The organism is Tsukamurella sp. PLM1, from assembly GCF_023168325.1.
In the GTDB taxonomy this organism is placed as follows: Bacteria; Actinomycetota; Actinomycetes; order Mycobacteriales; family Mycobacteriaceae; genus Tsukamurella.
Map to the genome: position 1 here is coordinate 2,877,681 of NZ_AP025688.1, position 16,461 is coordinate 2,894,141.

The window sequence follows — 16,461 nt, forward strand, 5'->3', positions numbered from 1 at the left end:
CGCCAGGGCCTGACGGTGCCCGGCGAACCCACGAAGGGCACGGGGTGCGCGCCACCAAGCAGCGCGGCGCGATCACCCACGCGCTGCAATCGGTATCGGAGTTCAAGTCGGCGCAGGAGCTGCACGAGCAGCTGCGCGCCGACGGCGAGTCGATCGGGCTGACCACCGTCTACCGCAACCTGCAGGCGATGGCCGACGCCGGCGCGGTCGACACCCTGCGCACCGACAGCGGCGAGGCCCTGTTCCGGCTCTGCTCCGACGACCACCATCACCACCTGGTCTGCCGCGAGTGCGGGCGCACCGTCGAGGTGACCGACCGGGCGGTCGAGGCATGGTCCGCGCGCACTGCCGCCGCCCACGGCTTCACGGATGTCACCCACACCCTGGAGATCTTCGGCCGCTGCGAGGACTGCTCGCGCGCCTGAGAGCGCATCGTCAGGCCCGGACGGCCTGCGCCAGGAAGGGCGACAGCACCGAGGACACCTCGCGCGCGGCCTCCTCCGGCCCCTCGATGGGCATGGTGAGGTGGCTGAAGGCCAGGCGCACGAGCACGCCCGCCGCGATCTGCGCCTCGGAGCGCCGCACCTGCGCCCAGCTCATCGCGAGGATCTCCGCCAGGCCGTCGGAGGCGCGCTTCATGATCGGCGTACCGTCGATGGTGACGATGCCCATGAGGTCGCGATGGGGGTCCGGACCCACGATGTTGAGCACCACCGGGTCCCCCATGCCGATCCGGAACACGCCGTGCATGGCGTCCTGGACGGCCTCGTCGATCTGCCCGGGATGCGCGTCGATCCGCTCCTGCACGTAGGCCAGCAGGCCGTCGACGAACCGCGTGACGTACGCGACCGCCATGCCCTTGCGGGATCCGAACTCGTTGTACAGCGTCTGCCGGCTGACGCCGGCCTCCGGCCACGGCGGCCATGGTGACCGCCGACCAGTCGTGGCCACGGAGGAAGCCGCTCACCGCGTCGAGCGCCTGATCACGCACCGTGTGCTTGGGCGCGGAATCGACGTCGCGCCCGACGAGGACGGTCATCGCACGACCGCCGTGGCGATCTGCTCGGACAGCTCACCGCGCACGGCGCGCAGTTCCTTCGGCCGGCCCATCGCGACAGCGCCGACGAGGAGCCCTCCCTGTTGCAGCGCGCGAAGAACGTACCGCCAGTCGCTCCGTTCACCGAGCCGTCCACCTCCAACGTGTCGTCCGCCGCGGGCCAACCCGCGAACTGGAGCACCGCACCGAACTGGTTCGACCAGCCCCACGGCACCGTGGGGGCGGGCATCTCGCCGAGGAGCACCTGCGCCACCGCCGTGCCTGATCCTGCGCAGCCGACCAGTTCTCGGCGCGGTAGGTGCCGCCCTCCAGCGGATTGGGCACCCGTGCGCAGTCACCGATGGCGTACACGTCGTCGGCGGATGCGCGATACCGCTCATCGACCAGGATACCGTCGTCCACCCGCACCGCCAGTCGCTCCGCGAGCCCGGTGTCGGGGGTGGTCCCGACGGCGACGACCAGCAGGTCCGCCACGACCGCGGCGCCGGCGGGCAGCCCCACCGCGACGTGATCCGGCTCGACCGTGATCTCGCCGGGACGGACGCCCAACAGCAGGTCCACGCCGGCGCCGCGCTGGAGGGCGGCCAACCGCTCCCCGATCGACGGGGGCACCACCCGAACCAGCGGCAGCGGCGCAGGCTCGATCACGGTGACCTTCGCGCCGAGCTTCGCGGACGCCGAGGCGACCTCGGAGCCGATCAGGCCGGCGCCGAGGACGACCACGCTGCCCGCCCGCTCCAACTCGTCGCGCAGGCCCGCGGCGTCGGCGAAGTCGCGCAGGTACTTCACCCGCGGCCCGGGCTCGAGGCCCGGGAGGTGCCGGGCGGCGCCGCCCGTGGCCAGCACCAGCGAGCCGTACTCGAGGCCGGCACCGTCGGACAGCTCCAGGGTGTGCGACGCGGTGTCGCCCCCTGTGACCGCCACGCCGGTGCGGAGTCCGATTCCGGCCTCGTCCCAGTGGGTCTGCGGCTTGATGAGGGCCTTCTCGACCGCCATCCCGGTGAGGAGCACGTCCTTGCTCAGCGTGGGCCGTCGGTACGGGAGGTGCGGTTCGCGCCCGATGAGGGTCACGTCCCCGCCGAATCCGCCGGTCCGCAGCGCCAGGGCCGCGGTGGCGCCCGCGACGCCCGTGCCGACGATCACCACACCGTCGGTGCTCATGCCCGCGACACCTCGACCATTTCGAAGTCCGCCTTGGCGGCTCCGCAGTCGGGGCAGGACCAGTCGTCGGGGATGTCGTCCCAGCGGGTGCCGGGCTCGATGCCGTCCTCGGGCCAGCCCTCGGCCTCGTCGTACTCGAAGCCGCACTGCAGGCAGCGGAACAGCTTGAAGGGTGCATCACTCATGATCGTTCGCCTTTCCGTGATGGTGTGGTGGGGTGGCCGAGGTCAGACCGGCTCGAAGTCGACCTTGTCTCGGACCCCGCAGTCGGGGCAGTTCCAGTCGTCCGGGATCGAGTTCCAGGTCGTGCCGGCGGGCCACCCCTCGCGGGGTGCGCCTGCCGCCTCGTCGTACACGTAGTCGCAGATGGGGCACTTGTAGGAGCTCATGCCGCGGCCTGCTCTCCGGCGCTGGGGGCCCCGTACTTGGCGAGCACCTTGTCGCGGACCCGGGGGTGGATGTTCACCTTGGTGATGTCGCCGTCGTAATGGTCGAGGACGCGGTGGTCCATGAGCTTGCGCCACACGGGCGGGAAGTAGGTCACGCCGATCAGCGTGGCGTAGCCCTGGGGCAGCGACGGCGCCTCCTCGAACGACCGCAGAGTCTGGTAGCGGCGGGTCGGGTTCGCGTGGTGGTCACTGTGGCGCTGCAGGTGGTACAGGAACACGTTGGTGATGATGCGGTCGGAGTTCCAGGAGTGCTTCGGCGCGCAGCGCTCGTACCGGCCGGAGGCCGTCTTCTGGCGCAGCAGGCCGTAGTGCTCGAGGTAGTTCACGGACTCCAGCAGGCTGAACCCGTAGATGCCCTGGACGATCAGGAAGGGCAGCACGTACCAACCGAAGATCGCGGTGAGGCCCCCGAACAGGACGACCGTCATGAGCCAGGCGTTGAGCACGTCGTTCTTGAGGGTCCACGGACTCTTGCCGAGGCGCTCCAGGCGGGTCTTCTCCAGGCTCCACGAGGACTTGAGGCTGCCCCAGACGCTGCGCGGCAGGAACTCCCAGAAGGTCTCGCCGAAGCGGCCGGACGCGGGGTCCTCGGGCGTGGCGACGCGGACGTGGTGGCCGCGGTTGTGCTCGATGAAGAAGTGGCCGTACATCGCCGGCGCGAGGGTGATCTTGGCGATCCAGCGCTCGTTCTCGGGCTTCTTGTGACCCAGCTCGTGGCCGGTGTTGATCGCGATGCCGGTGACGACGCCCAGGCTGAGGGTGATGCCGATCTGGCTGATCAGGCCGAGTCCGCCGCCGTCTCCGTACACGCCGCCGAGCCAGGTCAGGTTGTCAGCGGTGAGGAAGTAGCACATCGCGACCAGGGAGGCGAGGTGGCACGGGAGGAAGATGTAGGTGAGCCAGCGGTAGTACTTGGACTCCTCCAGCGCCTCCATCACCTCCTCCGGCGGGTTCTCGCCGTCGTCGCCGGCCTTGATGTCCACGATCGGGAGGATGACGTACAGCAGGATCGGGCCGATCCACCAGAACACGGGGGCGAGGTACTGCAGCGGGGTGTTGCCGATGCCGAGCAGCATCATGAGCCCCACCGCGAAGAACAGGGCGGTGGGGACGAACAGGCCCCACAGCCAGAGTCGCTTCTTGTGGTCGGTCCAGACGGCCTCGTTGCCGTCTGCGTCGATATAAGCCAGGCCCTTCATGGTGCCCTCCTTATTCTGGTTCGCCCCGGGTCGGGGCTGTGACTGATGTCATACGCTCTTGCATGAGTATTTGACAGGTTGCTCGCCTCTGTCAAGCGAATCGTGGACATTTCTGCAGCCAATGTAAAGCCGCAGGTAGACAGCATGGGCACATTCGTCAAACCAGGCCGAATTGGATTGTGCACAACTGAGTTGTGTGTCAGTATTCGTGGGTGACCACGCACCCGACCCTGGACGAACAGTTGTGCTTCGCGCTGTACTCCGCCGCACGGGTGGCGTCGAACGCGTACCGCGACGAGCTGTCGGCACTCGGCCTCACCTACACCCAGTACGTCACGCTTCTCGCGCTCTGGGAGCAGGACGGCGTGACCGTCTCGGCGCTGGGCGAACGCCTGCGGCTCGACAGCGGCACGCTCTCGCCACTGATCCGCCGCCTCGAGGGGGCGGGCCTCGTCGAGCGGCGTCGCGACCAGGCCGATGAGCGCCTGGTCACGGTCCACGTCACCGACCGGGGCCGCGCGCTGCGACCCCGGGTCGACGCGGCGCGGCGCCGGGTCTACGAGAAGTTCGACCTGCCGATGGAGGACACCGTCCTCCTCCGCGACCTAGCGAACCGGTTCTGCGCCGCCCACACCTGATCCACCGCACCGTTCCAGGAGGAACCACCTCAGATGAACACCGTGCGCGGCGACATCGACGTCACCGTGACCGTCGCCGACGACTGACCCACGCACCACCCGACCAAGGAGACATACATGCGTGCACTGATCCAGGACGAGTTCGGCGACCCGGCGCGCGTCCTGTCCGTCCATGACGTCCCGCTGCCCGAGCCGCGGCCCGGCCAGGTGCGGGTCCGCACTCTGCTCGCCCCGATCCACAACCACGACCTGTGGACCGTGAAGGGCGACTACGGCTACAAGCCCACCCTCCCCGGCGCCCGGTCCGGTTCCGAGGCCGTGGGCGTGATCGACGCGCTGGGCGAGGGCGTCGAGGGCTTCACCGTGGGCCAGCGCGTGGCCACCGGTTCCGCGTTCGGCACCTGGGCCGAGTACTTCGTCGCGGGCGCCTCGGGGTTGCTGCCCGTGCCCGACGAGATCTCCGACGAGTCGGCCGCGCAGCTGTTCGCGATGCCGTTCAGCGCGATCAGCCTGCTCGACTACCTGAACGTCGCGCCCGGGCAGTGGATCGTGCAGAACACCGCGAACGGCATGGTCGGGCGCCTGCTGGCGCAGCTCGCGACCGCCCGGGGCATCAACGTCACGGGCCTGGTCCGACGGTCCGCCGCCGTCGACGAGCTCGCGACCTTCGGCGTGACGAACGTGATCGCCACCGACACCGAGGGTTGGCGCGGCCGCGCCGAGGAGCTCGCCGGCGAGGCCGGGTACGCGGCCGCCGTCGACTCGATCGGCGGCGCGGCGAGCACCCAGCTCGCCCTCCTTCTCGGCCGGCGCGGCACCCTCGTCTCGTTCGGCGCGATGAGCGCCACGAACCCCGGCGAGGGCGCGATGCTGGAGATCCCGGTCAACGTCGCGATCTTCAAGGAGATCGTGGTCAAGGGCTTCTGGGGCCGCACCGTGAGCCAGGAGATGCCTCCGGCCAAGCGCGCGGAGCTCATGGGCGAGGTCGTGCGCGGCGTCGCCGCCGGCACCCTCGCGCTCCCCATCGACGGGGTGTATCCGCTCGACGAGATCTCGGCAGCCGCTGCGGCGAGCGCGCCCCGGGCGCGTGGGCAAGGTCCTGCTCCGCCCCTGAGCCGGACGGCGCGGAACGTGCGGTCATCCGTACCCGCGGGTACCGATGACCGCACGTCCTCAGCCGACGAGACGGCGGCGCGCGTCGACGCCCTGCGCGAGCACGAACAGTACGAACTCCCGCAGGGCGTCGCCCGCGAGCGTCCCCGCCGGGAAGCTGTAGTGCAGCACCAGATCGGCCGAGATCTCGCGTTCCATCAGCCGCAAGGACCCGAACTGCACGCCTTCGGCCACGGTCCGGACGTCGTCACGCAGCTCGTCCGTCAGCGCGAGGTCCCAGGCCACCACCTGGGTCAGCGAGTACACGTCCACCTCGCGCGCGAGCTCGAACACCTGCACCGACGCCGGGGTGTCACCGAAATCGACCAGCACCGCCTGGTTCTCGTCACGGCGCAGCACGACCCCGTCGGCCAGCGCCGACTCGAGCCGTGAGCGCAGCGCATCGAGCCGCGGGTCCTGCGTCGTCATTCGGCGCCGCCGAACCGGCGGTCGCGCTTGGCGTACTCCAGGCACGCGTCCCAGAGGTTCCGCCGGTCGAAGTCCGGGAACAACGTGTCCTGGTAGACGTACTCGGCGTACGCGCTCTCCCACAGCAGGAAGTTCGAACTCCGCTTCTCCCCCGAGGGACGCAGGAACAGGTCCACATCGGGCATGTCCGGTTGGTACAGGTACTGCTGGAAGGACTGCTCGGTGATGCGGTCCGGGCTGATCTCCCCGCCGCGGCGCGGCGCGCGATCTCCCGTGCGGCATCGACGATCTCGGCCCGTCCGCCGTAGTTGACGCACATCGTGAGCGTCATGACGGTGTTGTCCTTGGTCAGCTCCTCCGCGACCTCGAGCTCGCGGATCACGCTGGCCCACAGGCGCGGCCGCCGTCCGGCCCACTTCACCCGGACGCCCATCTCGTGCATCTCGTCGCGGCGGCGGCGGATCACGTCGCGATTGAACCCCATGAGGAAGCGCACCTCCTCCGGGCTGCGCGACCAGTTCTCCGTCGAGAAGGCGTACGCCGACAACTGCTTCACGCCGAGCTCGATGCAGCCGCAGACCGTGTCCATCAGGACGGCCTCTCCGCGCTTGTGCCCCTCGGTGCGCGCCATCCCGCGTTCCTTCGCCCAGCGGCCGTTGCCGTCCATCACGAGGGCCACGTGGTTCGGCACGAGCTCCGCGGGGATCTCCGGCGGCGTCGCGCCCGAGGGATGCGGATCCGGCGGCCGGACCGCGACCGATGCCGGTGGCGTCTTCGACCTACCCCGCCGCAGTCCCGGCACCGTCGACCTCCTCTCACCGGCCGCGAGGGCCGGACTGTGCGGCGCGTGCCGCTCGATCATGGGCAGCGACCGCAGCTGCCGCCCCACGTGCCACTGTAGGTGCGCCGCGGCGAGCCCGTTCGCCTGCCTGCGCACCCGGTCCGTCGTGGTCTCGGCGAACGCGAAATCGGCCCGCGCGAGCGCGGCCATCAGGTCGAGCACGCCCTGGCTCGGGACGGCCGATCCAGGCGGGCGGCAATGCACGCACACCGCGCCGCCGGCGGCCACGTGAAAGGCCCGGTGCGGCCCCTCGTCGCCGCAGCGGGCGCAGAGCGTGAGCGCCGGCGCCCAACCCGCGGCGTCCATGGCGCGCAACAGGAACGAGATGAGCACCAGGTCCTTCTCGCGCAGGCCGGACGCGATCGCCCGCAGGGCCCCGACGGTGAGCCGGTGCAGTTCCGGCGCCGGCGCCCGCTCCTCGCCCGCGAGCCGCTCCGCAGTCTCGATCACGGCGCACGCGGTGGTGTAGCTGCCGTAGTCGCCCGCCAGATCGCCCGAGTAGGCGGCGATGGAGTGCACCTGCGTCACCATGTCGAGGTTGCGGCCGGGGTGCAGCTGCAGGTCCACGTGCGCGAACAGCTCCAGCCGGGCGCCGAACCGCGACCGCGGCCTGCGCACCCCCTTCGCAACGGCGCGGACCAGGCCGTTCTCCCGGGTGAGCAGCGTGAGGATGTAGTCGGCCTCCCCCAGCTTGTGCTGCCGCAGCACCACAGCGCTGTCCCGGTACGACCTCATGAGGAACATCATCCCACCCCGCGCAGACATCCGGCGCCATCGACGCTCCGCGCTCGGCTCCCGGTGACCCGGCCCCGCCCGTACGCGGTTCAGATCCGGAGATGCTCGCGCAGCGTGGTGCCGCGGTAGGCGCCGGGTGATTCCGGCCGTGGACAGCCGCGGCAGCACCTCGCGCAGGAACCGCTGCACCGACGTCCAGCCTCCGCCGCCCAGGGCGATGAAGCCGTCGAGTGCTCCGGCCTCCGTCCAGCGCTCCACCTCCGCGACCACCTGGTCGACGGTGCCGCGCACGGTCCAGTGCAGGGCCCGTTCCGCGGGGTCCGACGGTGCCTCGTCCACGACCTCGAACGCGAGCCCGGGCAGGAATCGCACCGCGTCCGGGTCCCGTCCGGCGGCTGCCGCGGCCGCGCGGACGGCGGTGCGCTGCGCGACGGCGTCGTCCACGGTGCGCGCCGCGCCGAACACCGCATCGGCGGTGGCGCCGGCGAACGCGACGCCCGCGGGCGAGGCGCCGGCCTGGAACAGCGGCGGCGGGCCGGCCGGGTCCGCGGCCACGGTGTCGGGCCCGGCGATACTGAAGTGCTCGCCGCTCCAGTCGATCGCTCGCACCCGGCCGGGGCCGGCGAACCGGCCCGACGCACGGTCCAGGACGAGCGCGTCCGCGGGATAGCTCTCCCACACCGCGTGCACGGCGGCGACGAACTCGGCCGCGCGGGCGTACCGCGCGGGCGACGGCGGCGGATCATCCGCGCCGAAGTTGCGATGGCCGCCGATCGCCGTCACGACGTTCCACCCCGCGCGTCCCCGCTGATCCGGTGCAGCGACTGCAGTTGTCGCGCCGCGGTGAAGGGCTCAGCGAAACCCGTCTGCACCGTCGGGACCAGGCCGATCCGTCGGGTGATTCCCGCGAGCGCCGCCGTCAGGACCGTCGAATCGAACGTCGAGAAGCCGGGCGAGGCGTCGAGCACCGTCGGATCGAGGTGGCCGGCGTCGGGCTGGAACAGGAAGTCGGCTCCCACCGCCTCGGCCTCCCGGGCCAGGTCGGCGAACAACGGCAGCGCGAACAGCTCCTCCACCCGGCTGTCCGGCCGCCGCCACCCGTCGCCCCGCATCCACGTGGGCGACAACGCCACCCCGACCGCGAGTGCTCCCGTTCCGCCCATCAGGTAAGCATATCCTTACCATCGGTCGCCGGGGCCGGCGCTGGTTCCGCGCGGCCTTCCGGCGTTAGAAGCCCAGGCGTCCCAGCTGCTTCGGGTCGCGCTGCCAGTCCTTCGCGACCTTCACGTGCAGCGACAGGAACACCTTGCGGCCGAGCAGTTGCTCGATCTCGCCGCGGGCGGCCGTGCCCACCGACTTCAGGCGCGCGCCGCCCTTGCCGATAATGATCGCCTTCTGCGAGGGCCGCTCCACGTACAGCAGCGCGTGCACCTCGAGCATCGCGGGCTTGCCGGACTTCTCCTGCGCCGGCGTCTTCTCCCGCTCGACCACCTCCTCGATCACGACCGCCAGGGAGTGCGGCAGTTCGTCCCGCACGCCCTCGAGCGCGGCCTCGCGGATGAGCTCGGCCATCATCGTGTCGTCGTCGGTGTCGGTGATCTCGTCGTCGGGGTAGAACGCCGGGCCGGGCTCCATCTTCGAGGCGAGGAGCTGCACCAGGTCCTCGGTCTGCTGCCCGGAGGTGGCGGACACGGGGATCACATCGCAGTCGCCGCCGAGGAACGCGGACACCGCCACCAACTGCTCCGCGACCCGGTCGCGGCCCACCTTGTCGATCTTGGTGACCACGCCGATCAGCGTGGTCTTCGGCGCCATGTGCCGCACCTGGTCCAGGATGTACCGGTCGCCGGGGCCGATCTTCTCGTCCGCGGGAATGGTCAGGCAGATCGCGTCCACCTCGGAGTAGGTGTCGCGCACCAGGTCGTTGAGCCGCTGCCCCAGCAGGGTGCGGGGGCGGTGCAGGCCCGGCGTGTCCACCAGCACCAGCTGGCAGTCCGGCCGGTTGACGATGCCGCGGATCGTCGAGCGCGTGGTCTGCGGCCGCGAACTGGTGATCGCCACCTTCGTCCCGACCAGCGCGTTGGTCAGGGTGGACTTGCCGGTGTTCGGCCGACCCACGAAACACACGAAACCGGAACGGAAGTCCGCTTCCTCGTCGCCGGCCGTCCGGGTCTCCTCGGTCACGTCAGGGCCTCTCCACGCGCGTCGAACACCAGCACCGGCGCGGCCGGCGTCACCTCGTGCAGGGCCGCGGTCCCGGGGTCGGCACCGTCGGCCCCGCCGACGCCGCCCACCAGGACGGCGGCCTCGAACCCCTGGGCCCCGGAGCTCAGCGCCGTCGCGACGGCCACCTGCAGCCCCGTCAGCGCCAGGGACCGCAGCGCGACCGGCGCCCCCGCGTAGGTGCGGCCGTCCAGGTCGCGGATCGCGGCGCCGTGCCCGGCGCCCGCCCGGGCCATCGCGCCGCGCGCGAGGGTCACCAACTTGCGATCCTCGTCCGAGATCTCCGTCATGCGGTCTCCTTCTCGTCGTCGCCGGCGGCCGCGTCGTCCGACGGTGCCGCCTCCTCGTCCTCGGCGCGGCGCACCAGGACCGTGGTGATCCGCATCCGCCCGCGCCGGTCGGTGGCGCCCTCCGCCTCCAGCAGGAGCCCGTGCGCGCGGGCCTCGGACCCGGGCAGCGGGACACGGCCGAGCGCGAGGCCGAGAAGGCCACCGACGGTGTCGACCTCGTCCTCCTCGATGTCGGAGTCGAACAGCTCGCCCAGTGTCTCGAGGTCGAGCCGGGCGGACACCCGGAACACCCCGTCGCCGAGGTCCTCGACCGGGGCGATCTCGTCGGTGTCGTACTCGTCGGTGATCTCGCCGACGATCTCCTCGAGAACGTCCTCGATCGTGACGAGCCCGGCGATGGAGCCGTACTCGTTGACCAGGACGGCCATGTGGTTGTTGGTGTGCTGCATCTCCCGGAGCAACGCGTCGACCGGCTTCGAGTCCGGCACGAACACCGCGGCGCGGGCCATCGTGCCCACCTCGATGGTGTGCCGGTCGGCACCGTCGGGAAGGGCGACGAGGTCCTTGAGGTAGACGACGCCGCGCACGTCGTCGACGTTCTCGCCGATGACGGGGATGCGCGAGTGCCCGGACCGGACGGCGAGCTTGATCGCCTGCGGGACCGACTTGTCGGCCTCGATCCAGACGATCTCGGGCCGCGGCACCATGACCTCGCGCGCGGCGGTGTCGCCGAGCTCGAACACGGACTGGATCATCTTGCCCTCGTCCTCGTCCACCACGCCGCGCTGCTGCGCGAGGTCGACGAGCTCGCGCAGCTCGACCTCCGTCGCGAACGGGCCGTTGCGGTAGCCGCGGCCGGGCGTGATCGCGTTGCCGAGCAGGATGAGCAGGCGGGTGATCGGCCCCATGAGGATCGCGATGCCCTGCAGCACCACCGCGGTGGTGCAGCCCAGGGTGTACGCGTGCTGCCGCCCCAGGGTGCGCGGGCCGACGCCGATCAGCACGTAACTGACCAGGGCCATGATCGCGGCGGTGACCACGGCCGTCCACACCGTGGACAGGTAGCGGTCGAGGACGAGGAACACGAGCACGGTCGCCAGGACCTCGCACGCCGTGCGCAGCAGCACCACGAGGTTGACGTACATGGGCCGGTTGACCAGCACGCGCTGCAGGCGCTTGGCGCCGGGCCTCCTCCTCGACGAGGTCCTCGACGCGGGCCGGCGACACCGTCAGCAGCGCCGAGTCGAGCGCCGCGAACAGGCCGCCCAGCAGCACGAGGGCGACGACGCCGACGATCAGCGGGATCGACGAGAGCACGCGCTAGTCCCGCCGCCCCAGGAAGCCCGTCCGTCCGAGCAGCTTCTCGTCGCGCGCCGACTGGCGGGCTCGGCGATCCTTCTCCCGCTGCTGCGCGTAGTACTCCGCGAGGATGCTGTCCTGGAGCGCGAACATCTCGCGCTCCTCGTCGGGCTCGGCGTGGTCGAACCCGAGCAGGTGCAGCACGCCGTGCACGGTGAGCACGTTCAGCTCATGGCCGGTCGAGTGTCCCGCGGCCACGGCCTGCTCGGCCGCGAACTGCGGGCAGAGCACGATGTCGCCGAGCGTCGCGGGGCCGGCGTCCGCCATGTCGGGTCGGCCGCCCGGCGTCAGCTCGTCCATCGGGAAGCTCATCACGTCCGTGGGGCCGGGCAGGTCCATCCACTTGACGTGCAGGTCGGCCATCGTGTCCAGGTCGACGGCCAGCATGTTCAGTTCGGCGCCCGGGTGCACGTCCATCGCCGCGATGGCGAAGCCGGCCACCGCCACGACCTCCGCCTCGTCGACGTCGAAGCCGGACTCGTTCGCGAATTCGATGCTCATCGGCGCCCCGGGATCCGTCGCGCGCCGCCCAGCTGGGGGCGCTTGGCCGTCGCGAGCTGCGCCTCGAACTGCGCGTACGCGTCCACGATCTCCGCGACCAGCCGGTGCCGCACCACGTCGGCACTGGTCAGCTCGGCGATGTGGATGTCGTCGATGCCGCGCAGGATCTCTACCGCGGCGCGCATACCGCTGGTGGCGCCGCCGGGCAGGTCCACCTGCGACGCGTCGCCGGTCACCACGATCTTGGACCCGAAGCCCAGGCGGGTGAGGAACATCTTCATCTGCTCGGCGGTGGTGTTCTGCGCCTCGTCGAGGATGATGAACGCGTCGTTGAGCGAGCGGCCGCGCATGAACGCCAGCGGCGCCACCTCGATGACGCCCGCCTCCATCAGCTTGGGGATGGCCTCGGGGTCCATCATGTCGTGCAGCGCGTCGTACAGCGGGCGCAGGTACGGGTCGATCTTGTCGTTGAGCGTGCCCGGGAGGAAGCCCAGCCGCTCCCCGCCTCCACGGCCGGACGGGTCAGGATGATGCGGCTGACCTGCTTGGACTGCAGCGCCTGCACGGCCTTGGCCATCGCGAGGTAGGTCTTGCCCGTGCCGGCGGGGCCGACGCCGAACACGATGGTGTGCTCATCGATCGCGTCGACGTACTTCTTCTGATTGACCGTCTTGGGGCGGACGGTCTTACCGCGGCGCGAGATGATGTCGAGCGTGAGCACCTCGGCGGGCGACTCGCCGGAACCGTCGGTCATCATGCCGACGGACCGCCGCACCTCCTCCGCGCTGACGGCGACCCCGCTGCGCACGGCGGCCAGCAGCTCGGCGACCACGCGCTCGGCGAGCGCCACGTCGGCCGGCTCACCGGACAGGGTGAGCACGTTGCCGCGAGCGTGGATGTCCGCCGCCAGGGCACCCTCCAGGGCGCGCAGATTGGCATCCGCGGGGCCGAGGAGTCCGAAGGTCAGCTCGATGGGGATCTCGATGGTGGACCGCGCCGGCGTCACTGCCCGGGCACGGCTCTCGGAACTGGTGGGGTCTGGCACGCGGTGCGTCAATCCTTCTTCCGGAACGGTCACCGCGCCTGACGGTGCGGATACGTCCAGTTTAATCCCTCGGCCTACCGCACCGCCTCTGAGATTCGCCCGGGCGGTTCAGCGGATCGTGAACGTGCCCGAACACGTCAGCGTCTCGCCGCCGTGGCCGGTCGCCGACGCGGTCAGCGTCTTGGTCCCCGGCCCCGTCGGCACCGCGTAGAACGTGGTGAAGGCCGGAGCGACGGGATGCGGCCGCTCGGGTCCGAGGACACCGCGGGCTCCGGTGACGGGGTCGTGCCAGGAGACCGTGCCCGTCCACGGCGTCTGCTTCCATTCGGGGACGCTGATCTCGATCCGCGCCTTCCCAGGGACGGGGGTGTCGGGGCCGTGGCCCGGCACGGACCCCGTCATCTCCTGCACGGCCATGACGGACATCCGCCCGTCCGCCCGACACGCCTGCGGGTCCGCGGCCGCCGTGCCGCCTCCCGCCGCCAGGCCGGCCGCGCCGACCAGCGCCGCGGTAGTCGTGCCGATCATCGTGCGTACGCGCATCGTGCTCTCCCACCTCGTTCCGTTGCTGTCTCTACAGAACGTCGTGGAGAGATCGCGCGCCGTTACGGCGCGGCGGACAGCTCCTCGATGGCGGCCACGGTGGCCTTGTGTCCCTTCGATCCGGGCTCGAGGAAGTCGTCGTGGCCCTCGCCCTCGATCATCGTCATGGTCACGTCGTTCATGCCGTTCTCCTGCGCCTGCTGCAGGAACCACTCGGAGAGCTGGTAGGGCACCTGCTCGTCGAGCCGGCCGTGCAGCACCCGCACCCGCGTGGCGAAGGGCATCTGACCCACGGGGCTCGCCTCCGCGAAGGTCCGCCTCAGCAGGCGCGGATTCGCGTTGGGGCCGAGGTCGAAGAGCAGCCGCATCGACTGGTCGCCGTCGCCGCGCTCGATCAGGTCGAGCACGCCGCCGCGCGAGATCACGCCCAGCAGGTCGTCCGGACGCTGCGCGGCCGCCCAGACCGCGAGGGTGGCGCCGGCGCTGTGCGCGGCCACGATGTGCCCGGCGCCCTTGGCCAGCTTGGCCGTGCCGTAGTCGATCGCGGCGAGCACGTCCTGACTGAGGATCGGCCACGTCACGCCGGGCTCCCCGACGCGGCGGTACTCGACGTTCCAGACCGGGTAGCCGCGGTCGCTCAAGTCCTTGGCGACCTTCGCCTCCATCTTCATGGTGTAGAGGCTCCGCCAGAAGCCACCGTGCACCAGCGTGATCAGCGGCTTATCCTTGTCGCCGGGATAGAAGTGCCCGTGCTGCGATTCCTCGCTGCCGTAGAAGATGCGACGCGCCATCGTGTCCGAGCACTCCTTCGTCCCAGCGCCGGACGGCACCCGCCGATCCGGTCGATCAGTCCGGCGGCGTGCCGGACCACCTGTCTGTCATCACTCCCAGAGCACCCAGCGCGACGGCGGCGGCGGTGGAGGTCCGCAGCACCGTCGGGCCGAGGAGCGCGGGCTGCGCACCCATTCCGACCAGGGCATCCAGTTCCTCGGGGCTGATTCCGCCCTCCGGCCCCACCACGATAACGACGGTTTCGGTTACTGAGAAGTCAACCTTACCCAGAGGCACCGCCGAACCCTCATGCAAGACAACTACATTCGCATCCATACTGGTGAGTAGTGGAACGAGTTCCCGTGTGGTCACCAGGTCGTGGATCTCTGGAACGTACGCTCGCCGTGCCTGTTTCGCGGCCGACCGCGCGACCGCGCGCCACCGGGAGACGCCCTTCTCCGCCTTGCCGGCGCCCTTCCCACCGGCCCCTCCGCCGTCCCACCGGGAGACACAGCGAGCCGCCTGCCACGGGACGATCGCGTCGATACCCGCCTCGGTGGCGAGCTCGACCGCCAGCTCGGACCGGTCGGATTTCGGCAGCGCCTGCACCAGCACGACGCGGGGCGACGCGGGCGGCACCGTCCACGCCTCGGAGCAGCGGACCGTCACCTCCCCCTGCCCACCGCGGTCGCCTCGCACCTTGCGAGGCCGCCGGCACCGTCGGACAGGACGAGTTCCTCGCCCACCCGGACTCGGCGCACCGCGGCCGCGTGCCGGCCCTCGTCTCCGGCGAGGACGTACTCCTCGCCGGGCGCGGGCAGCGGGTCCGCGAGGAAGACGGTGGCCGCCACTCGGGTCTACCGCCCGACGAAGGTGTCGCGCAGGCGGGAGAAGATGCCGCCGGCCTGCTCGCCGCCGCCGCGGCGCGCCGCGTGCGGGCCCTCGCCCGGGAACAGCGCCTTGAGCTCGCGCAGCTTCTCCGTCTGCTTGCGATCCAGCCGGGCGGGGACCGCCACGTCGAAGTGCACGACGAGGTTGCCCCGGGTCTGCGAGTTGACCTGCGGCATGCCGTGGCCGCGCAGGACCTTCGTGTCACCGGTCTGGGTGCCGGCCGGGACCTCGACGGTGAGTTCGCCGTCGATCACCGTCGGCACGGTGACCTCGGCGCCGAGCGCCGCATCGAACATCGGGACGCGGGCCGTCACGTGCAGGGTGCTGCCGTCGCGAACGAGGAACTCGTGCTCGCTCTCGGACACCTCCACGTAGAGGTCACCCGCCGGGCCGCCGCCGGGGCCGACCTCGCCCTGGCCGGCCAGCCGCACGCGCATCCCGTCGCCGACGCCGGCGGGGATCTTCACGGTGAGGTTGCGGCGCGTGCGCACCCGCCCGTCGCCGCTGCACTTGCTGCACGGGTTCTGGATGATCTCGCCGACGCCGCCGCAGGTGGGGCACGGCCGCGACGTCATGACCTGGCCGAGGAACGAGCGCTGCACCGACTGGACCTCGCCCGCGCCCTGGCAGGTGGGGCACGTGGTGGGCTTGCTGTCGCCCTCCGTGCCGGCGCCGTGGCACTTGTCGCAGAGGATCGCGGTGTCCACGGTGAGCTCCCGGCTCACGCCGTTCGCGCACTCGTCGAGATTCAGCTCCATGCGGATCAGCGCGTCGTTGCCCTCGCGGACGCGGCCGCGGGGGCCGCGTCCGCCGCCACCCATGCCACCGCCGAAGAACGCCTCGAAGACGTCGCCCAGGCCACCGGAGAACCCGGCGCCCCCGAAGCCGCCGGCGCCGAAGCCGCCGCCCGGCGAGCTGTCGAGCGGGTCGCCGCCCATATCCACGACGCGGCGCTTCTCGGGGTCGCTCAGCACCTCGTACGCGTCGGAGACGTCGCGGAACTTCTCCTGTGCCGCATCGTCCGGGTTCACGTCGGGGTGGAGCTCGCGGGCCAGCTTGCGGTACGCGCGCTTGATCTCCTGGTCGGAGGCCTTCGAATCGACCCCGAGGATGCGGTAGTAATCACGTGCCACAGCGGCTAATCCCTCTAACGAACTCGACGACATCTCGCGGACCT

The 16,461-nt window shown here is 71.1% G+C and carries 14 protein-coding genes and 6 pseudogenes; 3 read left to right on the forward strand and 17 right to left on the reverse strand.

Annotated elements, in window-relative coordinates; all coding sequences use genetic code 11:
• Window positions 1-44 precede the first annotated feature (44 nt).
• A complete protein-coding gene (locus MTP03_RS14805) occupies window positions 45-425 on the forward strand; it encodes a Fur family transcriptional regulator (RefSeq protein ID WP_248488910.1) in 381 nt (126 codons plus the stop codon).
• Window positions 426-435: 10 nt separating this feature from the next.
• On the opposite strand, the gene MTP03_RS14810 is transcribed toward MTP03_RS14805, so the two are convergent.
• The 5 genes from MTP03_RS14810 to MTP03_RS14830 form a co-directional block, all read right to left on the reverse strand.
• A complete protein-coding gene (locus MTP03_RS14810; RefSeq protein ID WP_248488911.1) occupies window positions 436-951 on the reverse strand; it encodes a TetR/AcrR family transcriptional regulator in 516 nt (171 codons plus the stop codon).
• Between the two features lie 226 nt (window positions 952-1,177).
• Entirely contained in the window at window positions 1,178-2,218 is a 1,041-nt protein-coding gene (locus MTP03_RS14815; protein ID WP_248488912.1) for an NAD(P)/FAD-dependent oxidoreductase, read from the reverse strand.
• The gene (locus MTP03_RS14820) at window positions 2,215-2,403 is read right to left on the reverse strand and encodes a rubredoxin (protein WP_068521261.1); all 189 of its coding nucleotides are present in this window, start codon (window positions 2,401-2,403) and stop codon (window positions 2,215-2,217) included. Before MTP03_RS14820 ends, MTP03_RS14815 begins: the two co-directional genes overlap by 4 nt.
• Window positions 2,404-2,445: 42 nt before the next feature.
• Window positions 2,446-2,607, reverse strand: coding sequence for a rubredoxin (locus tag MTP03_RS14825; RefSeq protein WP_248488913.1), 162 nt, complete (start codon window positions 2,605-2,607; stop codon window positions 2,446-2,448).
• Window positions 2,604-3,866 (reverse strand): alkane 1-monooxygenase, encoded by a 1,263-nt coding sequence (locus tag MTP03_RS14830; protein ID WP_248488914.1) that lies wholly within the window; start codon window positions 3,864-3,866, stop codon window positions 2,604-2,606. The genes MTP03_RS14825 and MTP03_RS14830 overlap by 4 nt, the downstream gene beginning before the upstream one ends.
• 212 nt (window positions 3,867-4,078) lie before the next feature.
• Here MTP03_RS14830 and MTP03_RS14835 point away from each other — a divergent pair, with 212 nt between their 5' ends.
• Together MTP03_RS14835 and MTP03_RS14840 are read left to right on the forward strand one after the other, a co-directional pair.
• Window positions 4,079-4,504 carry a MarR family winged helix-turn-helix transcriptional regulator gene (locus MTP03_RS14835; RefSeq protein ID WP_248488915.1) on the forward strand — a complete coding sequence of 142 codons (426 nt, stop codon included), beginning with the start codon at window positions 4,079-4,081 and terminating at the stop codon, window positions 4,502-4,504.
• A gap of 117 nt (window positions 4,505-4,621) precedes the next feature.
• Complete coding sequence (locus MTP03_RS14840) at window positions 4,622-6,049, forward strand: zinc-binding dehydrogenase (protein ID WP_248488916.1); 1,428 nt, start codon at window positions 4,622-4,624, stop codon at window positions 6,047-6,049.
• A gap of 32 nt (window positions 6,050-6,081) precedes the next feature.
• Here MTP03_RS14840 and MTP03_RS14845 read toward each other — a convergent pair.
• From MTP03_RS14845 to dnaJ, 12 genes and pseudogenes are all read right to left on the reverse strand, one after another.
• A pseudogene (locus MTP03_RS14845) lies at window positions 6,082-6,839 on the reverse strand (isoprenyl transferase); the annotation flags it as partial.
• 3 nt (window positions 6,840-6,842) lie between these two features.
• Window positions 6,843-7,661, reverse strand: a pseudogene (recO, locus tag MTP03_RS14850) (DNA repair protein RecO); the annotation flags it as partial.
• A gap of 225 nt (window positions 7,662-7,886) precedes the next feature.
• Window positions 7,887-8,824, reverse strand: a pseudogene (locus MTP03_RS23860) (LLM class flavin-dependent oxidoreductase); the annotation flags it as partial.
• Between the two features lie 64 nt (window positions 8,825-8,888).
• On the reverse strand, window positions 8,889-9,845 hold the full coding sequence (era, locus tag MTP03_RS14865) for a GTPase Era (protein ID WP_248488918.1): 957 nt from the start codon (window positions 9,843-9,845) through the stop codon (window positions 8,889-8,891).
• Window positions 9,842-10,174, reverse strand: coding sequence for a cytidine deaminase (locus tag MTP03_RS14870; RefSeq protein ID WP_248488919.1), 333 nt, complete (start codon window positions 10,172-10,174; stop codon window positions 9,842-9,844). The genes era and MTP03_RS14870 overlap by 4 nt, the downstream gene beginning before the upstream one ends.
• Window positions 10,171-11,491: pseudogene (locus MTP03_RS14875) on the reverse strand (hemolysin family protein). The gene MTP03_RS14870 and the pseudogene MTP03_RS14875 overlap by 4 nt, the downstream one beginning before the upstream one ends.
• A 3-nt stretch (window positions 11,492-11,494) precedes the next feature.
• Complete coding sequence (gene ybeY / locus MTP03_RS14880) at window positions 11,495-12,034, reverse strand: rRNA maturation RNase YbeY (protein ID WP_248488920.1); 540 nt, start codon at window positions 12,032-12,034, stop codon at window positions 11,495-11,497.
• Window positions 12,031-13,040 (reverse strand): annotated as a pseudogene (locus MTP03_RS14885) (PhoH family protein). Before MTP03_RS14885 ends, ybeY begins: the two are co-directional and overlap by 4 nt.
• A gap of 147 nt (window positions 13,041-13,187) precedes the next feature.
• Complete coding sequence (locus MTP03_RS14890; RefSeq protein ID WP_248488921.1) at window positions 13,188-13,607, reverse strand: hypothetical protein; 420 nt, start codon at window positions 13,605-13,607, stop codon at window positions 13,188-13,190.
• A gap of 77 nt (window positions 13,608-13,684) precedes the next feature.
• Window positions 13,685-14,413, reverse strand: coding sequence for a S9 family peptidase (locus MTP03_RS14895; protein ID WP_248488922.1), 729 nt, complete (start codon window positions 14,411-14,413; stop codon window positions 13,685-13,687).
• Between the two features lie 55 nt (window positions 14,414-14,468).
• Window positions 14,469-15,244: pseudogene (locus tag MTP03_RS14900) on the reverse strand (16S rRNA (uracil(1498)-N(3))-methyltransferase).
• Window positions 15,245-15,250: 6 nt separating this feature from the next.
• Entirely contained in the window at window positions 15,251-16,417 is a 1,167-nt protein-coding gene (dnaJ, locus tag MTP03_RS14905; RefSeq protein WP_248488923.1) for a molecular chaperone DnaJ, read from the reverse strand.
• Between the last annotated feature and the right edge of the window lie 44 nt (window positions 16,418-16,461).